Here is a 16,382-nt window from a genome sequence, read left to right as displayed (position 1 = left end):
ATGGGCGAGAGGCTGTACATTGAAAATGCCTGGTATGTGGCCGGCTGGAGCAGCGAACTTCAGCCGGGCGGCCGCATTGGGCGCACCTTTCTCGAACGGCCGGTGGTGCTGTGGCGGGCGGCAGACGGTGTTGCTTCGGCGCTGGAAGATCGCTGCATACATCGCGCCATGCCGCTGTCGGCAGGCGTAGTGGATGGGATCATCCTGCGGTGTCCCTATCACGGGCTCGAATTCGCCGGAGACGGTCGCTGCTCGCGCATCCCGGCGCAGGACAGGATTCCCGATACGGCCCGGGTCAGGGCCTATCCGCTGGTGGAGCAACAGGGCCTACTGTGGATATGGATGGGCGACGCCGAGCAGGCCCTATCCGTGCCCGTTCCCAACTATCCGATCCATGAAGACCCGGATTACGCGTGGCGCAGCGCCCATTTCCCGGTGAATGGCAACTGGCAACTGCTGGTCGACAACCTGATGGATCTTTCCCACTTGCCCTACATCCACGCCAACACGATTGGCGGAAATCCGGAGCTTCACTTCAAGACCAGAACCCATTCCGAAAAGCTCGCCAACGGCGTCCGGGTGACGCGTCACATGCCGGATTCGGATCCTCCGCCCACGTATGTCGATGCCGCAGGCTTTGCGGGGCGCATCGATCGCTGGCAGGAAATCGAGTTCGAGCCGGTGCTGATCCGCATCCATACTGGTGCCTGCGATGCCGGCACCGGCGCGTTCGAGGGCAGGCGCGAACACGGTTTCTCCATGCGCGGGTTTCACGGGATCACCCCCGAGACTGCCACGACCACGCACTATTTCTGGTCGATGGCCACAAACATCCTGCGCGACGGAATCCCTGACGAGGTGTTCGAACAGACTGCGCGGACGTTCCGTGAAGACCAGGACGTGCTGGAATTGCAGCAGCTGCGAATTTCTGCTGATCCGGGGCATGCGATGATCGATATCGCCAGCGATACCGGTGGCCGGCGCACGCGGCAGTTCATCGCACGCCTGCTGCGCGAGGAAGAAGACGCATGATGAGAACCGGCACCCGCCCCATCGCGCGCGCGGGTGCCCTCTCGTATGCGAAAGCTCAGAGCCGATTGCCCGCTGCGTACCTTCCCAGATGCAAGGCGCTGGGCTTGACGGTTCGGGCAAAGCTCTTCCGATCGACGGCGACGAGGCCGAAGCGCGCGGTGTAAGCGCGGTTCCATTCGAAATTGTCGAGCAGCGACCAATGAATGTACCCGCGCACATCGGCGCCGGCCGCCATTGCTCGGCCGAGACCGGCGAGGGCGCGATCGATGTAGACGATGCGGCGGCTGTCGTCGTCGGTGGCAACGCCGTTTTCGGTGACGATCACGGGGCGTCCTGTTGCCTTGGCAACCCATTTCACCGTGGCTTCCAGTGCTTCGGGGTAGAACTCCATTCCGGTCTGGGTGCGTTCGACATTGGCTGGGGGCGGGACATCGGCGTCGCTCCCAACGATATTGCGGCCATAAGTCTGGACGCCGACGAAGTCGTCTTGCGCGACGGCAGCGAACCACGGCGCGTAGACTTCCGCAATCTTGCGCTGCAATGCGCTGCTGCCATTCAACGCCTGGTCCTCCGCCGCTTGTTCATCCGCCATGGCGAGGCTCAACCCCAATTGCAGGTCAGGCCGGATCGACTTGATCGCCTCCGTAGCGCGATGATGTGCGGCAATCTGGTTGGGAACGACGCGCGCCGGGGCGGCAGTCAGCGTCGAAGAAAAGCGATCGGATCCCACCTGTTTTGCAGCAGCCGCATTGCCCATCGCGAATAGCGACATGGCCTGGCGGAAATCGGGTTGCCAGGAAAGCTGCGCGGCAAGGTTGGGTTCGTTGAACGTCAGGGCGTGACTATACCCTGGGCCCAGTGCCCGCGCCGCTTTTTCGCAGAACCGGACGAAAAGATCGATGTTGGCGGGCTCTTCCCAGCCACCGGCTGCGGCAAACCAGCGGGGAACAGTGAAATGCGAATACGTGACCATCGCGCGCAGCCCGAGCTGCGCGCAATAATCCAGCATCCGGCGATAGTGCGCGAGCGCGGCGAGTGACCATTCTCCGCGTTCGGGCTCTATCCGCGACCATTCGATGCCGAAGCGATAGGTGTTGAGGCCGATGCGCTTGACGATATCGATATCCTCTTGCCAGCGGTTCCAACTGTCGCAGGCATCGCCCGATGGTTCGGCGAAAGCGCTGGGCGTAAGGTGCTCCGAAACCCAACTGTCCGAATTGACGTTGCCGCCCTCCACCTGATGCCCCGCCGTGGCCGCCCCCCAGAGAAAATCAGGAGGCAAGCGGCCGCGGTTGATTGAGGCGCCAAGCAGGGGCGCGGCAGTGGCGGCAACCACCCCCGCGCCCGCGGATTGCAACAGGCTACGACGCGACATGCGATCGATCACGCTGCCCTCCCTTCAGAAACGGAACTGAATGGAGGCGCCGATGGTGCGCACGGAATCGAAACCGAACTGCTGCTGATAAGTGGCTATGCCTGCGACGGAATCGCCGGAATCGAGTCCGATGAAGTTCGGATTGTACCGGCTTGTGCAGTTCTTGCAGAACACCGAGATGCGCATGCCATTATCAAGGCGGACGCCGGCGCTGGCACCGATCAGGTCAAGCGTGGGCACGCTGGCGCCGGGCGCGCGGTTAATCAGGTAGTTGATCGAGGAACGGTGGTACCAGTTCGCCTCGATAAAGGGGTGCCAGCTGCCCGAAGTCTGGAACTCGTACATACCTTGAAGCGAGGAGGTGAATTTCGGCGCGGTGGGCGTGCGATAGCCCTTGGCGTTGAACGATCCCGTTGCCACGCAGCTGGCATCGCTCTGGCCCGGATAGCATTCGGCGCCGGCAAAATCGCCGAATTTGGAATCGAGCAGCGTAGCCGAGGCATTGATTGTCAGGCCAGGCAGCGGGGCCGCATTGATGCTCGCCTCAATGCCCTTACTGGTGATCGAGGCCGCGTTTTGAACCACGAAAGCCTGCAACGCCGTGTCGAGCGATTGCACCTGGTAGTTTTTGAACTTGGTGTGGAATGCCGAGACGTTGAACACCAGCTTGCGCTGGAACCAGCTGGTCTTGAAGCCGATTTCGGCCGTGTCGGACGTTTCGCCGCGAACCAGCAGATCTGCATCGGCGGAGGCCGCCGTATCATTGAAGCCTGGCCCCTTGTAGCCGCGACCATAGGACGCGTAGACCATTGCGTCTCGGGTCACCTCGAATTGGCCCCCGGCGCGCCAGCTGAAGTTCGTATGACCATAGTTCTGGGCGAAACTGCCCGGAACGCCCAGAGGCACGAAGTAGGCATCCTGGATCTGGACGAGATCGATCGATATCTCGTCACGTGTGACGCGGCCGCCGGCGAAGACCTTGAGCGCGTCCGTAACGGCATAAGTCAGTTGCCCGAACGCCGCGTAGCTGTCCGTCGTCATGCGATAGCTGTTGTCGCGGCCGAGAAAATAGCTGTTGCTCGTCGCGCAGCCCGTCGCCGCACTTCCTCCCACACAGAATGGGAAACTGGGCAGAAGGAAGTCGGGCAGATAGTTGTTGCCCGCGATCTGGCCCTGCTGATCGATGGTCGAATGGAAGTAATAGAGGCCGGCCTGCCCGGAGAGTGGGTTGTTGGCCGGCAGGGCAACGCGCAGTTCGTTGGAGAACTGGTCGTAATCGGCGTGAGACCAGTTGCGGCTGGCGCCGTTGCTGCTGGTGAAGTCCGTGTCCAGCTGGGCATCGTAGTTGTAGAATTTCCACGCCGCGATGTCGCTGATGACGACCCCGCTAGGGCTGGTCCATGCCAGCGAGGCCTGTGCGCCGCCGAGCTTGAGATCGCGCCAGAACCCGCCATCGCCCGCAAATGTAAAGTTGTCGTCACCCGGCACGATGCCTGAAGCAGCCAACGGCGCAGCGTTTGCGCTGCCGGCTCCGAGCGAACGGTAGGTCCGGTCGTAGATCCCGGCGATCCCATGGGATTCCGCATAGTCGCCGATCACGTAGAGTTCGAGCGAGGGGGTGACCTCCTGCAGGTACTTGGCCCGTACGCCATACTGTTCGCGATCAAGATCGTTGCGAACCCCGCGCAGGCCCACGAAAGAGGTACCGGGCTCTTCGTGCGAATAAGTGCCGTTGATACGCAGGGCGCCGCTCTCGCCGACGGGCACGTTGATCGTCTGGCGCGCAATCGCCGACCAGGATGCCGCCTCGCTTCCGGGGGTTTCGCGGTTGTCCAGTTCCAGGCTGGTCTCGCTTTCCAGCATTCCCAGCTTTGGTCGGACGGACACGACATTGAGCAGGCCTGCGGAGGCATTCTTGCCGAACAGTAGCCCCTGCGGGCCGTTGAGCACTTCTACGCGCTCGACGTCGTTGAACAGGCCTTGCGCGAGGAAGGGCCGGCCGAGATTGACCTCGTCGAGAGAGGTGGCGACGCTGGAATCGATGGTGGTCGCGAAAGCCTGGGTACCGACCCCGCGAACGGCAAAGGTGTTGTCACTGCCCACCTGAAGACTGGGCGCCGCCAAAGCGACTTGTGTCAGATCGTTGACGTTGCGCGAGCGCAGCGTGTCGGCGCTCAGTGCGGTGACGCTGACGGGAACGTCCTGAAGCCGTTCCGTCCGGCGCTGCGCGCTAACGACGATTTCGGGAACGCCGCCGTCCTGCACTGCAGCCACGCTGTCACTCGCGGATTGGGCCCATGCCGGGGTGGCTGCGGCGATGAGGCTGACGCCCACGAACAGTGCTGCCTTGCTCATTCAAAATCCCTCCCAAAGGATGCGCCGATTGGCCGGCGCTTGACGCTCGGGATAAGGATCGACCATACAAACAGTCAAGCATGAATGTTTTTAATCACTGGCTATCGGTTTCGCGGTTGGATACCCCCTCGAAGCTGGAGAGGCGGGAATGCAAGGCGAACACGAAAGCTAATGACGGGCATCGCCAAATCACGGCGCACTCAGGAAGAGCGCACGGCGCAGACGCGCCTCGCACTGATTGAGGCTGCGATCGCAACCATTCACGATCTGGGTTACACCGGCGCAGTCACCGCGATCATTTCCGAGCGTGCCGGGGTTTCGCGCGGCGCGATGCTGCATCATTTCGGCACGCGCGCTGCTCTTATGGCAGAGGTGGTGCGGCACGTCTTCGAACGCGAAATGGCGGAGTATGAGGAAACCCGGATCGCAACCGGACTCGGGGATCGCCTCGATGATTGGCCAAAGGTGCTTTGGGCAGTTTTGAACCGACCCTCGGGTTTGGCGGTGCTGGAAATTCTACAAGCCACGCGCAGTGATGCCGAATTGGCTGCCTTGGTTGTGCCAATGCAGGAAGAGGTGGAGAAATCCGCTCTTGTCGTGATGCGGGGAGCTTTTGGCGGCGACGAGATGCTTGCGCGCTCGGTCATGAGGCTGATGGTGTGGTCAGTACGTGGTTTATCGATTGCCGAGCGCTATCTCCCGCATCGGCAGGAAAATGAAGATGCGATCGAGCTGCTGTCTCGCCTCATCAAGCTCGCGGCCCCGGATGGCACAATGGCTCAACTAGGTTCCTTGAGGGAAGCATAACGGGCATACACTTTCTGGCGCCGGATTTAGCGGCCGCCTCTCGGTCGGCGGCTTTCAGGTTCTCCCCTCCCTGTGCTGAACGACCGGAATGCGGGCGGCAAGCGTCATTGCGACACGAGGAGCGGATTGTGATAATCCGCAATTAACCCAATATTTTCCATGAGTGGTTCAGGGTTAGCTTTCGGCGAGCAAGGCCCGGGGGCGAAACATACCATGAAATTGTTCTGGGAAATTATGGGATTTCTACCGCTGCTGCTTTACGGCGGAGCTATCTATTTCCTTCTCGTGAAATTGCCACGCTTGCTCCGAGGTAGAGGTAAGGCGGCTCATGCGTCCGGCAACGACCGGCCGCAAAAGTCCGTCGGGCCGGAGCACGTCCGACGCAGGCCCCTCGTAACTCCTGATATGATAGCCGCCGAGCAAGAATTGCAGCCCCAAAGCACTGCTTCAGCGGTAGCTCGGCGGGATCGCCCCGCACCGAGCGAGAACGAGAAATCGGCCGGCGCAGTGCCCGAAAGTGTCAGCGTGGTCTTGCGGCGACAGATTCCGCCAAGGCGAACGGCGGAGACGCGTTCATGGCTCGGCGGCCTCCCGAGCATGCCTGACCATGTCGCATGGCCTCGTTCGGTCAGCGCTGAAGATCCGGGTAGAGGCGAGCGGCCATTGCACTTCCTTGCGCAGATCTGCTGTGCCGATTTGCCGGAGGAACTTTGGCGGGGTCTCGGTCCGCGAGAGGGCTGGTTGCTGGTGTTCATTGATCCCAATCAAGGCTGCCCCGACGGGCCTGATGCCTTTCGGATTCTGCACAACCTTGAGTTCGGTGTGGAGCGAGAGCCGCCTTCGGATACAGGTCCAGTGCACGATGGGGTTTATTGTGGCGGAAGTTATCGCGGCCTCGAGCCTGCCGATATTCCACCATTCTGGCGGCGCTGGCCGGTAGATCTGGTCGCGTTTCCAAACGAAGTGCATCGCGATGGCCAGCGGAGTTTCGCAACGCCGCCGGGCTTCGCCGAAGTACTTTACGAAGGGGCGGCGTATTCCTCATTCCGTGATTTGCAGGAGATACGACCTTACTCCCACAGCCATGCTGTTGAGGCTCTGCGGGAGCTCGCACGGCGAATGCGCCAGGAACCCAGGCAGGTGATGAACGCAGCAGCTCGCGCTGCGCTTCACGCCGAGGGCGGTCTCACTGGATTGCGCGAGGAAATGATAAAGCAGAAGGCTGAGATCGACGCGCGTGGGCAGAGCGAACACAGCAAGCGTTTACAACTCCAGGTTGAGCATTGCCTCGCTCTTCTCGACCGATGTGCCACACCGGAGGATCTCGAGGGACAGCTTGTAGACCTGAATGCAAGCCACCTGCAATGGCGAGCAGTGGCGGCCCAGGCCGCTGACCTCCTCGCCGAGCAAGTTCAGTCAATGGCCAGTGAAGCTCCACTGTCGGATGCAGAGTGGCGTGACATGCAGGTGAAATTCGAGGGGCATGCATTCAACACACTTGAATTGCGTCTCGACTTCGATCGCTCGACAAAGCGGCGCCTTTCCCTGCGGGAACGGACTGATAAGGCGGCACTTACCCCGCCGTCAGGCATGAAAGAATGGGCTCTTCTGGATTGGCTTGATAATGACAAGCGAGCGTTGGTTCCGGCGGAATACCACCCAGGCATCGAGGCCGCGGCGCGTGGACTCACCTCGGACCGGCCGCACCGAATGGGCGGATATCATGACGGCGTACAGAGCGACGCACTGCCTTATCCGGAACGGGAAGGGTCCACGGACCGCAAAATGCTGTTGCTGCAGGTCGCGTCGGATGATGCGATGGACTGGTGCTGGGGGGATTTGGGAGCCTATTACTTCTGGATCAGTCCGGACAAGCTTGATGCCTGCGACTTTTCCGACACCGAGATGTGCTTGGAATGCCACTAGAGGCTATATCCGCTTCGGTGGTTGAAAGCGGATAATCGTCTGCGAGCCGCACAGGCAGTCTTAAGAAATGCCGTCAAAGCCACGGGCCGGATATTGGCGGTGCCGACATGGGAGGAAGACAGTGGGATTGTTCGGACGCAAGAAGCCAACTGGCGGCGATAATCGTTGGGCTGGATGGCCGGACTCGCTCGACGTAAATAATGCTGACGACGTGGAGTGGATCAAGCAAAGCCACGATCCCCTGGTATGGCATACAGCGGCAATGGCCTGTCTGATCTTTCGTGGAGATGAGCATGGCCTAATCGCGTGGCTTGTTCGGCAGGCTTCCCTCGACAGAGTGACCGCCGCAGCACTGTTCCTGCATCGCGGCAACGGCGTCCGTTACCTCAATGGAAGCCCCATTGAGCACGTACAGATGGGGCGAGAGCAGATAGAGGAAATGATTGCGCTCATCTGCGCGCTCGATGGGGTTAATTCGCTTGCCGATAACGGGATTGGCATGGATCCCGCGTGGGAACAGGCGAGACTCGATGCGTTGTCATCGTTGGCGCGTAATGCACAGATGCCGCTTCGATTTCTGCAAAACGCTTTAGACCAGCCAACTGCGTCGATGCCTTACACGGACATAGGTGAAGGTGATCTGGTCTCGGACAGGTTCATGCAGGAGAACATGCCGTTTCTGTTCTGCTGACATCGCTAGAGCGCAAAGTTCGGGGCATTGTTTCGGGGGGATTGGTGTTGTGTCTATTGGAATGAAGGAATGGATAAGCGCAGGTCTGATTGCGGCCATGACTGTGCTTTACATTTCCACTCGCGCGATCGACGATCTGCTTCTAACTAAGCTTGAAACAAACCTGTTTTTTCTTGCCTTTTTCGGAGGAGCGGCGATCGGCGGGTTCATCGGCTACACTACTTTTTCCCATATCAACAATCGCTTAGTGCGCAGACTGGTCTTCCTCACCATTCTCGCGCTGGCGCTTTACGCATTCGAAAGCTCGCTTCGAGCTCTGGCGGTATCGCAGCTCTTCAAGGGAGAGGTCCAGCGACACGAAGTGGCACTTGCTATTTCCTATACTAAGGCCGGCGAGGTTGGGCTGCGCTCGCCTTACACCGGGACAGTGTTTTACATACCTGCTGGCCTGTCGGCATCGTCGAACTCCGAGCGAATGGCTCTGTTCGGCTCCTGCGTACGGGTACTGGTAGAGGAAACCTCAAATGGCGCCATCCGAATTGCGCCAGATCAGCCGGCGATCGCCGATTCTGACGTGGTTCGCTGCCCTGGGGATCAGCCGTAAGCACCGACTATTCATCCGTTTCGCGTTAGCATGTCACCCTAAGACTCGCGTCCGCCCTCTGGCCGTCGCAGCCATAGGCGCCAGTTGGCCCGTTCACCACTTTCACTGCCTAAGAGAAAGCGGACAGGCGGCTTCCAGGATCGCTAAAATGCACGTCGAACGACCGGCATGGGGGCGTTTGGCGACCAATCTGACCCGGTTGAGTCCGGGCCGGCGAGGGCGCTGCTTCGTTTGGTCAAAGTTATAGAAGTATCGGATATATCCGATGCGTTATTGACAGCCCAAAATACATCGGATAATTTCGATACATGAACACCGACGATGCCCTCTCGATTCTCTCCGCTCTCGGCCATCCGACGCGCCTCGATGCATTCCGCCTGCTGATCCGGCACGAGCCTGAAGGTCTGTCGACCGGCGAACTGGTCGAGGCCTCGGGGCTCACGCAAAGCACGTTTTCGACGCATCTGGCCGTGATGGCGAAGGCCGGGCTGGTGCTGTCTGAGAAGCGTGGCCGCCAACAAATCCAGCGTGCCAACCTCGACGCGCTGCGCGGACTGATGGTCTATCTGGCCAAGGATTGCTGCCAGGGGCGCGCCGAACTGTGCGAGCCGCTTCTGGCCGAACTTACCTGCTGCTGAAGAGGCAACAATGACCGATATCGTGATCTACCATAACCCGCTTTGCGGGACCTCTCGTAATGCCCTGGCCATGATCCGCAATGCGGGCATAGAGCCTCATGTCGTCGAGTATCTGAAGACGCCGCCAAGTCGCGCGCTGCTGATCGAACTCATCGCGCGGGCCGGCATCACCCCACGCGCTCTGCTGCGCGCGAAGGGTACGCCTTATGCCGAACTGGGCCTCGGCGACCAGACCTTGACGGACGAGGCCCTGATCGACGCGATGATGGAGCATCCCATCCTCATCAACCGGCCGCTTGTGGTGTCGCCGCTGGGCGTGAAGCTCTGCCGCCCTTCCGAAGAAGTGCTGGACCTCCTGCCCACCGAGCAGCGCGGCACTTTCGTCAAGGAAGACGGCGAAGTCGTGGAAGCGACCCGGCAATGACCCTTTCGGTTCGCAGCGCAACCGTCGACGACGCACAGGCCATTGCCGCCATCTATGCGCATCACGTTCTTCACGGCACGGCGACCTACGAAGTGGTACCGCCGACCGAGGACGAGACCGTCGAGAAGATCTTGATGGTGACCGGCCGAGGCTGGCCGTTCCTCGTCGCCTGCGATGGCGATCAAGTGGTCGGCTATGCCTACGCCACGCAGTTCCGGGATCGCCCCGCCTATGCCTATGCCTGCGAGAACAGCATCTACGTTGCGCACGACCGGCGCGGTGGCGGCATCGGCAAATTGCTGCTCAAGGCCCTGCTGGAAGCCTGCGAGGCTCACGGGTTCCGCCGCATGGTCGCGGTCATCGGCGGGGCGGAACCTGCCTCGGTAGCGCTCCACGGTTCCTGCGGTTTTGAGCACGCTGGACACTTGACCGGCATGGGCTGGAAGGCCGGCCGCTGGCTCGACACGGTTTACATGCAGATCGCCTTGGGCAGCGGTATTTCGACCGCGCCTATCGCTCCTGGGAAGGGCTGACGACCATGTCGCTGTTCGAGCGCTATCTCTCGCTATGGGTGGCCCTGTGCATCGTAGTCGGGATCGGTCTCGGCCATTTGCTCCCGGGCGCCTTCGAGGCGATCGCAGCACTGGAGATCGCCAACGTCAACCTCGTGGTGGCGGGCCTGATCTGGCTGATGATCATTCCAATGCTGCTGCGGGTCGATTTCGGCGCGCTCCATAGCCTTCGACAGCACTGGCGCGGCATCGGCGTCACCCTTGTGGCGAACTGGGCGATCAAGCCATTCTCGATGGCGCTGCTCGGCACGTTCTTTCTCGGCTATCTGTTCGCGCCGATGCTGCCTGATGGCGCATCGTCGTCCTACATTGCCGGGCTGATCCTTCTGGCTGCAGCGCCTTGCACCGCGATGGTCTTCGTCTGGTCCAACCTCGTCGAGGGCGAGCCGAACTACACCTTGAGCCAAGTGGCGCTGAACGACCTGATCATGGTCTTTGCCTTCGCGCCGCTGGTAGGTCTGCTGCTGGGTGTGGCATCGATCACCGTGCCGTGGAACACGCTGGCGCTGTCGGTGGGCCTCTACATCGTCGTCCCGGTGCTCATCTCGCAACTGCTCCGCCGCGCGCTCCTTCGCAGCGGTGAGAAGCGGCTCCAGCATTTCCTGTCCACCATCGGCCCAGTCAGCCTTGCCAGCCTGCTGCTCACGCTGGTGCTGCTGTTCGGCTTTCAGGGCGAGCAGATCATCCGGCAACCGCTGGTGATCGCGCTGATTGCCGTGCCGATCCTGTTTCAGGTCTATCTCAATGCCGGCATCGCCTACTGGCTCAGCCGCCGTTTCGGCGTGGCATGGTGCGTCGCCGGTCCTTCGGCTCTGATCGGCGCCTCCAACTTCTTCGAACTGGCTGTGGCCGCTGCCATCAGCCTCTTTGGCCTCAGTTCCGGCGCCGCGCTGGCAACGGTCGTAGGCGTGCTGGTCGAAGTGCCGGTGATGCTGTCGATCGTCACCTTGGTGAAGCGGACTCGCCCCTGGTACGAGAAAGGTATTTCCGCATGAGACTGCGCGAACTCGCCGTCCCCGATCATCTTCCTGCTTTGGACAAGGCTTTCGCGCTGGCTCGTCCCGCCGCTGGCCTTGGCCCGGACCAACCGCCTCCGCGCATCCTGCTGCTTTACGGCTCGCTGCGGGAACGCTCGTTCTCGCGCCTCGCCGTGGAAGAGGCGGCGCGCCTGCTGCAATTCTTCGGCGCCGAGACGCGCATTTTCGATCCTGGGGATCTGCCGCTTCCCGATCAGGTGGCGGGGGACGATCACCCGGCTGTTCATGAATTGCGCGAGCACGCGCTGTGGTCGGAAGGCATGGTCTGGTGCAGTCCGGAGCGCCACGGCCAGATCAGCGGCATCATGAAGACGCAGATTGATCATCTGCCGCTCCAGATGCGCGGGATGCGACCGACGCAAGGGCGAACGCTTGCAGTCATGCAGGTGTCCGGCGGATCGCAATCGTTCAACGCCGTCAATTCGCTGCGCCTGCTGGGCCGGTGGATGCGGATGTTCACAATCCCCAATCAGTCCTCGGTGGCGATGGCCTACAAGGAGTTCGACGAGGACGGCCGGATGCGGGCGTCCAGCTACTACGAGCGCATCGTCGATGTGATGGAGGAACTGGTGCGCTTCACGGTGCTGATGCGGCCGCATGCGGCGCAACTCGTCGACCGCTACTCCGAGCGCAAGGAGGCGGGCATTCCGGTCGATGCGACCAAGGATCTCTCGGCGATCGCTATCGCGCCCGAGAGTTGAAGCTCGTCGTCTCGACTACTCTCATGTTGGCCACGTCGTCATTTCAGCACAGCAGTTTGCGCAGCAGCTGATTTGGCGGCGTCCCCGTCTCCAAGCTCACCCCATGCTTGGCGGATGATCTGCAAACCACCGGACACGCCGAGCAACGCGAGCACGCCAGCAACGATTATATCCGGCCAGGCCGTGCCAGTGCCGAACACGCCGAGCGCGGCAAGGACCACGGCAACATTGCCGATGGCGTCGTTGCGTGAGCAGATCCAGACCGATCGCCGGTTGGCGTCTCCCTCGCGATGGCGCCACAGCAGCAGTGCGCACAGCAGGTTGGCTGCAAGGGCGAGCACGCCGATCACCCCCATGGTCTCAGCCTTGGGGAGCGTCCCGGTCGTTGCCATCCAGATAGTGCTGCCGATCACCCATAGCCCGAGCAGCAAAAGGGAGGCCCCTTTGGCCAGCGCCGCGCGGGCGCGCCACTTGAGAGCGAGGCCGGCCACACCAAGGCTGATCGCGTAATTTGCCGAATCCCCGAGGAAGTCGAGCGCATCAGCCTTGAGTGCGGCAGAACCCGCCGTCACACCGGCCGCGATCTCTACCGCGAACATTGCGGCGTTGATGACGAGCGCAATCCAGAGCACGCGCCGCCATGCGCGGTCCTCAACTTTGCGCGTTGTCTCTGCGCATCCACAGCAGCCACCGGCCATCTTGCATTCCCTTTTTGCTCGCCGGCGACCTATATGGACCCTGTAGCAACTACAAGGTCAAGAGCATGGCGCTGAGCATCGGCGAGCTGAGCAAATCTACGAACACGAAAGTCGAGACGATCCGCTACTACGAGCGGATCGGATTGCTGCCCAAGCCTGCCCGGACGGGCGGGAACTATCGCGCATATGGGCACGCGGAGCTTGGCAGGCTGTCCTTCATCCGACGCTCGCGGGACCTCGGCTTCTCGTTGGATCAGGTCCGAGCGCTGCTGCGGCTCTCCGACGACCGCGACTGTGATTGCGCGGGGATTGACCGCATCGCGCGCGAGCATCTGATGGAGGTGGATCGCAAGCTGGCCGATCTCACGGCAATGCGTCGGGAGCTGAAGTCGGTCATCGATTCCTGCGGCGGCGGCGTGGTTGCCGATTGTCGGATCATCGAGGCTTTGGCACCGGAAACGATGTGAAGAGATCGAGCTATTTACGAGGCACTGGACCGATGGACTTATGTCCGCTTTCCAGAAAACAATTATCGGCAATAGACGTCTGGAATGGGGGCGTTTGCAGGCTGACCGCCTTTCAAGGATTTAACCCGAAACCGGCCGCACGGTGGTCGATGATATTGTAGACATTCACGATATGGCTGCAGTTCTCAGTAACGGTTGTTTCTGTCCGGCTCGAGGCAAGGTCGAATTGATTGATCAGATCAACATCGTGTGTATTGTCTCACGTCAACACGGGAGCTGAAATGTTCACTGATATTAAATAAGTTAAATCTTATAAAACCACCATCCGGGCATCGGTCGGACACTTATAAGGTTGGGTTGACTGGTCCAATTATAGAGGTCGGTTGAGGGTGCGTAAATTTAAAATTGGGTGCAGATCTCTCTTAGCGCTCTCATCTCTGATGATCGCGAACTGCCAATGGTCAGAGCACAAAAATGTGCCGCGCTCTCTTTGGTTCCGTTTCACGTTTAGCATGGAATATGGGGTCGAGCCGGTTCTCATTGAACAATACGTCAAGTGCGGGATGCCAGCGCTTACGCTTGGTGGGCGCCCGGACGCACCAATTGTCGAGCAAAGAGGCCACCCAATGACGGTTTCACGCCGTTTGAATGATGGGAGCTATATCGTTGTCAAGATTCCGGACTTTTGTAGGTTCAACCGCTCTCAGCCTGGAATGAACGATTACGGCGATGGGAAGGGCTGGCTATTGACTGCGCCCGTCGACGTGTTGCCGCTCGTGGCATGGAATGACCGGCAGCCGTTCACAACGCTAGCCGAAGCCTATTTGGCGCCTGCTTACTATCTTCGGAAAGACGCGCGCTTTCGTAATCCGAAAGGCCGGATCGAGTTCCTGAATGGCGGGCCAGGGCTGGCGAATGAAAACGAAGTTCTTTCTCAGGTAGATGAGCCCCCCTTCATTCCCGGCCCGACCAATCCTAACGCAGATGGGCATTTTAGTCGGAGGACTGGCCAAAGCTTGTTCCAAGACGGACGATTGTTTGGAAGCGCCCTCATCCCCAGTGAGGACATTAGGGCGCTCGAAAAAAAGTACGGTGAATCTCTATTAGAGGACGATCCTATCGCGGCTTCGGATGATTTTGTTGTTTATGAAGCTAAGGAACCCCGCAATCCGGCAGTCATTTCGCAAGATTTAATGTACATGGACCCGCGCCAAGATCTATATCGATGCTGGCGAGATTTCGCTGCGGGTGGATACTATTTTTCGTCGTTTCCAGCAAAGCCAATCCCGGCGCCACTTTTGCGTGACGCCGCGCCTGACCGTCCACGCAAGCAGGCGCGCCGGGCAGCTTGCCATGAACGACTCTCACATCTGATACCATTTCGGCGGACTGAACGAGGGTTAGAGGCGAATTCTCCCGAGGGTGTTATTGTTTACACTTCGATTGCAATTCGTACGGGTCAAATTGGAATTGATTCACGTTATTTAGAGGGCAAAAAATTGCCCGAATTCAATGATGGATTTTTGTATATTCATGATGTGAAAACTGCAAAATGGTATGCAATGTTTCCTATAATAAACGTTTTATTCATCGATGCCCAATGGGGTTGATTAATACTAGGCACGGAACTTGGCATCAAACAAGCGGCGTCCCAGCCAGAGGTTGGGAAGAATACCCTCCACCCGAAAGTGCCCGGATCGTGCATGCTATGAAGTCGGACTGTCGGCTTGCTGGAACATTGAATTGGCGCCGGAGCGACTGGAAGTGGACGGAAGTCGGGCGCCAACTTTCTTGGATATAATTCAGAAGCCGCCTGGCAGCAGTTCGCGCCAGAGCTGAAGGTCAGCTTGTAGGATCACCCAAATGGTTGCTGAACGACCGGTTTGGGGGCGTCTGCTGACCGGTTGCTTTGCAGGGATTTATCCTCGAAACTCACCGGGCAGCTGCCGTCATTGCGTGCACTGAAGCATTGTGTTGTCTGAGATGGAGTGCGGAGTTGGCACGCTTCGCACAGCACGGCATCAGGCAGGTTGCATTACATTTTGCGGTATCGTTCGCTCGCAGTAACCGGAAAAATGCCAGCCTCCCCGTATTCGGTATAGATTTCCTTTTTCAACCAATCGCGCTCTGCATCATGATCGGCTTCGGGAATTTCCTTCGACCAAAATCGGAAGCTGCTATTCCACCGGTAGCCGCGTGCCTTGAGGAGATCCTTGGCTTCGAAGGGGGCATCGATTGCGTTGAAGCGATAAGTCGGGCGATCTGAGGCTGCGGCCAGCTTGGCAAGAACTGTCTCTCCGTCCGGCAGGTCATGCGCCAGGAGATAGATCAGTGCCAGGATGTCGTTCTCGGCGCGGTGTCCTTCGTAAAACCATCCGCATTGCGAGACGAGGTGGGCAAGCGCCTTGCCGTCAAAGCCGAGTTCGAGCCAATCCACTTCTGCCATCGAGCAGGCCCAAGGCTTGCCGCCGATCGCCGGGAGCCGCTTGTCAACGAACGGGCGGTCGAAGCTCGCGTTGTGCGCAACGATGATATCGGCAGACGAGAGGATTTCTGTGGCAAGCACGTTATCGATTGCCTGGCCTGTGAGCCCCTCGTTTGTGTGTCCAGTGAGTTTCGTGATCCTTGGATCGAGGGCAACTCCCGGATCCTCCCGCCACACGCGCGGTTGGCCAACCTCGACGATCCGACCAGCCTTGTCGAACCGGAAGCGTTGGATAGCCAGTTCGATGATCTTGTCCGTTTCATGATCGAGACCGGTCGTCTCGACGTCGAGGGCAACGCCAATACGGCTGGGGACGTCCGATCTCGGTTCGTGAAAGCGCACGACCGGGACGAGGCGCCGAAGCACCTTGTAGTCGGCGCTCTGGGCGAGAAACTGAGCTGCGCGGTTGAGGTCGACTGGTGATGGAACGTGCATGCTGGATGCCATAGCCGGTCAGCGAGCCTCGGAGAAGGCAGCCCCGGACCTTGGTGTTTGCAGCTCTATACTTTGGGAATGGTGCGCCATCTCGGCGCGCCGATTTCGAGCAGGACGACGAATTTTGACAATCTG

Annotated in this window: 16 protein-coding genes; 12 read left to right on the top strand and 4 right to left on the bottom strand. The window is 59.9% G+C overall.

The window, feature by feature from the left end; all coding sequences use genetic code 11:
• Nucleotides 1–1,032 (top strand): Rieske 2Fe-2S domain-containing protein, encoded by a 1,032-nt coding sequence (locus ACZ1JC_RS04280; protein WP_465139152.1) that lies wholly within the window; start codon nucleotides 1–3, stop codon nucleotides 1,030–1,032.
• 55 nt (nucleotides 1,033–1,087) lie between these two features.
• Here the strand turns inward: ACZ1JC_RS04280 and ACZ1JC_RS04275 are convergent, their stop codons facing one another.
• A complete protein-coding gene (locus ACZ1JC_RS04275; RefSeq protein ID WP_465139153.1) occupies nucleotides 1,088–2,419 on the bottom strand; it encodes a glycoside hydrolase family 1 protein in 1,332 nt (443 codons plus the stop codon).
• Nucleotides 2,420–2,431: 12 nt separating this feature from the next.
• A complete protein-coding gene (locus ACZ1JC_RS04270) occupies nucleotides 2,432–4,762 on the bottom strand; it encodes a TonB-dependent receptor (RefSeq protein WP_465139154.1) in 2,331 nt (776 codons plus the stop codon).
• 171 nt (nucleotides 4,763–4,933) lie between these two features.
• On the opposite strand from ACZ1JC_RS04270, the gene ACZ1JC_RS04265 reads away from it, so the two are divergent.
• The 9 genes from ACZ1JC_RS04265 (at nucleotide 4,934) to arsH (ending at nucleotide 12,162) form a co-directional block, all read left to right on the top strand.
• The gene (locus ACZ1JC_RS04265; protein ID WP_465139155.1) at nucleotides 4,934–5,569 is read left to right on the top strand and encodes a TetR/AcrR family transcriptional regulator; all 636 of its coding nucleotides are present in this window, start codon (nucleotides 4,934–4,936) and stop codon (nucleotides 5,567–5,569) included.
• Between the two features lie 159 nt (nucleotides 5,570–5,728).
• On the top strand, nucleotides 5,729–7,495 hold the full coding sequence (locus ACZ1JC_RS04260; RefSeq protein WP_465149055.1) for a DUF1963 domain-containing protein: 1,767 nt from the start codon (nucleotides 5,729–5,731) through the stop codon (nucleotides 7,493–7,495).
• Nucleotides 7,496–7,622: 127 nt separating this feature from the next.
• A complete protein-coding gene (locus ACZ1JC_RS04255) occupies nucleotides 7,623–8,186 on the top strand; it encodes a hypothetical protein (protein ID WP_465139156.1) in 564 nt (187 codons plus the stop codon).
• Between the two features lie 49 nt (nucleotides 8,187–8,235).
• Nucleotides 8,236–8,790: a hypothetical protein gene (locus tag ACZ1JC_RS04250; protein WP_465139157.1), complete on the top strand. Its 555-nt coding sequence runs from the start codon at nucleotides 8,236–8,238 to the stop codon at nucleotides 8,788–8,790.
• 308 nt (nucleotides 8,791–9,098) lie between these two features.
• On the top strand, nucleotides 9,099–9,428 hold the full coding sequence (locus ACZ1JC_RS04245) for an ArsR/SmtB family transcription factor (protein ID WP_465139158.1): 330 nt from the start codon (nucleotides 9,099–9,101) through the stop codon (nucleotides 9,426–9,428).
• 10 nt (nucleotides 9,429–9,438) lie between these two features.
• Nucleotides 9,439–9,852: an arsenate reductase (glutaredoxin) gene (arsC, locus tag ACZ1JC_RS04240; RefSeq protein WP_465137965.1), complete on the top strand. Its 414-nt coding sequence runs from the start codon at nucleotides 9,439–9,441 to the stop codon at nucleotides 9,850–9,852.
• Complete coding sequence (locus tag ACZ1JC_RS04235) at nucleotides 9,849–10,385, top strand: N-acetyltransferase family protein (RefSeq protein ID WP_465137966.1); 537 nt, start codon at nucleotides 9,849–9,851, stop codon at nucleotides 10,383–10,385. The genes arsC and ACZ1JC_RS04235 overlap by 4 nt, the downstream gene beginning before the upstream one ends.
• Nucleotides 10,386–10,390: 5 nt before the next feature.
• Nucleotides 10,391–11,419, top strand: coding sequence for an ACR3 family arsenite efflux transporter (gene arsB / locus ACZ1JC_RS04230; protein WP_465137967.1), 1,029 nt, complete (start codon nucleotides 10,391–10,393; stop codon nucleotides 11,417–11,419).
• Nucleotides 11,416–12,162 (top strand): arsenical resistance protein ArsH, encoded by a 747-nt coding sequence (gene arsH, locus ACZ1JC_RS04225; protein WP_465139159.1) that lies wholly within the window; start codon nucleotides 11,416–11,418, stop codon nucleotides 12,160–12,162. Before arsB ends, arsH begins: the two co-directional genes overlap by 4 nt.
• Nucleotides 12,163–12,200: 38 nt before the next feature.
• Here arsH and ACZ1JC_RS04220 read toward each other — a convergent pair whose 3' ends face one another.
• On the bottom strand, nucleotides 12,201–12,860 hold the full coding sequence (locus ACZ1JC_RS04220) for a cation efflux transmembrane domain-containing protein (RefSeq protein ID WP_465139160.1): 660 nt from the start codon (nucleotides 12,858–12,860) through the stop codon (nucleotides 12,201–12,203).
• Nucleotides 12,861–12,925: 65 nt separating this feature from the next.
• Between ACZ1JC_RS04220 and ACZ1JC_RS04215 the strand changes: the two genes are divergently transcribed.
• Nucleotides 12,926–13,327, top strand: a complete 402-nt coding sequence (locus tag ACZ1JC_RS04215; protein ID WP_465139161.1) for a MerR family transcriptional regulator — start codon at nucleotides 12,926–12,928, stop codon at nucleotides 13,325–13,327.
• Between the two features lie 626 nt (nucleotides 13,328–13,953).
• Nucleotides 13,954–14,937 carry a hypothetical protein gene (locus ACZ1JC_RS04210; protein WP_465139162.1) on the top strand — a complete coding sequence of 328 codons (984 nt, stop codon included), beginning with the start codon at nucleotides 13,954–13,956 and terminating at the stop codon, nucleotides 14,935–14,937.
• 425 nt (nucleotides 14,938–15,362) lie between these two features.
• On the opposite strand, the gene ACZ1JC_RS04205 is transcribed toward ACZ1JC_RS04210, so the two are convergent.
• Nucleotides 15,363–16,259: a 3'-5' exonuclease gene (locus tag ACZ1JC_RS04205; protein ID WP_465139163.1), complete on the bottom strand. Its 897-nt coding sequence runs from the start codon at nucleotides 16,257–16,259 to the stop codon at nucleotides 15,363–15,365.
• Nucleotides 16,260–16,382: the final 123 nt, after the last annotated feature.

Source organism: Sphingomonas sp. BL-S-28 (assembly GCF_055521515.1).
Note: the sequence above shows the minus strand (reverse complement) of the source record. Positions and strands in the feature narration are given on the sequence as shown.

Bases quoted from the DNA above. Each gene is read 5' to 3' on its own strand.
- ACZ1JC_RS04220 (WP_465139160.1), bottom strand. From the start codon at position 12,860: ATGGCCGGTGGCTGCTGTGGATGCGCAGAGACAACGCGCAAAGTTGAG.
- ACZ1JC_RS04265 (WP_465139155.1), top strand. From the start codon at position 4,934: ATGACGGGCATCGCCAAATCACGGCGCACTCAGGAAGAGCGCACGGCG.
- ACZ1JC_RS04210 (WP_465139162.1), top strand. From the start codon at position 13,954: ATGACGGTTTCACGCCGTTTGAATGATGGGAGCTATATCGTTGTCAAG.
- ACZ1JC_RS04245 (WP_465139158.1), top strand. From the start codon at position 9,099: ATGAACACCGACGATGCCCTCTCGATTCTCTCCGCTCTCGGCCATCCG.
- ACZ1JC_RS04235 (WP_465137966.1), top strand. From the start codon at position 9,849: ATGACCCTTTCGGTTCGCAGCGCAACCGTCGACGACGCACAGGCCATT.
- ACZ1JC_RS04270 (WP_465139154.1), bottom strand. From the start codon at position 4,762: ATGAGCAAGGCAGCACTGTTCGTGGGCGTCAGCCTCATCGCCGCAGCC.
- arsH (WP_465139159.1), top strand. From the start codon at position 11,416: ATGAGACTGCGCGAACTCGCCGTCCCCGATCATCTTCCTGCTTTGGAC.
- ACZ1JC_RS04280 (WP_465139152.1), top strand. From the start codon at position 1: ATGGGCGAGAGGCTGTACATTGAAAATGCCTGGTATGTGGCCGGCTGG.
- ACZ1JC_RS04260 (WP_465149055.1), top strand. From the start codon at position 5,729: ATGAGTGGTTCAGGGTTAGCTTTCGGCGAGCAAGGCCCGGGGGCGAAA.
- arsB (WP_465137967.1), top strand. From the start codon at position 10,391: ATGTCGCTGTTCGAGCGCTATCTCTCGCTATGGGTGGCCCTGTGCATC.
- ACZ1JC_RS04205 (WP_465139163.1), bottom strand. From the start codon at position 16,259: ATGGCATCCAGCATGCACGTTCCATCACCAGTCGACCTCAACCGCGCA.
- ACZ1JC_RS04215 (WP_465139161.1), top strand. From the start codon at position 12,926: ATGGCGCTGAGCATCGGCGAGCTGAGCAAATCTACGAACACGAAAGTC.
- arsC (WP_465137965.1), top strand. From the start codon at position 9,439: ATGACCGATATCGTGATCTACCATAACCCGCTTTGCGGGACCTCTCGT.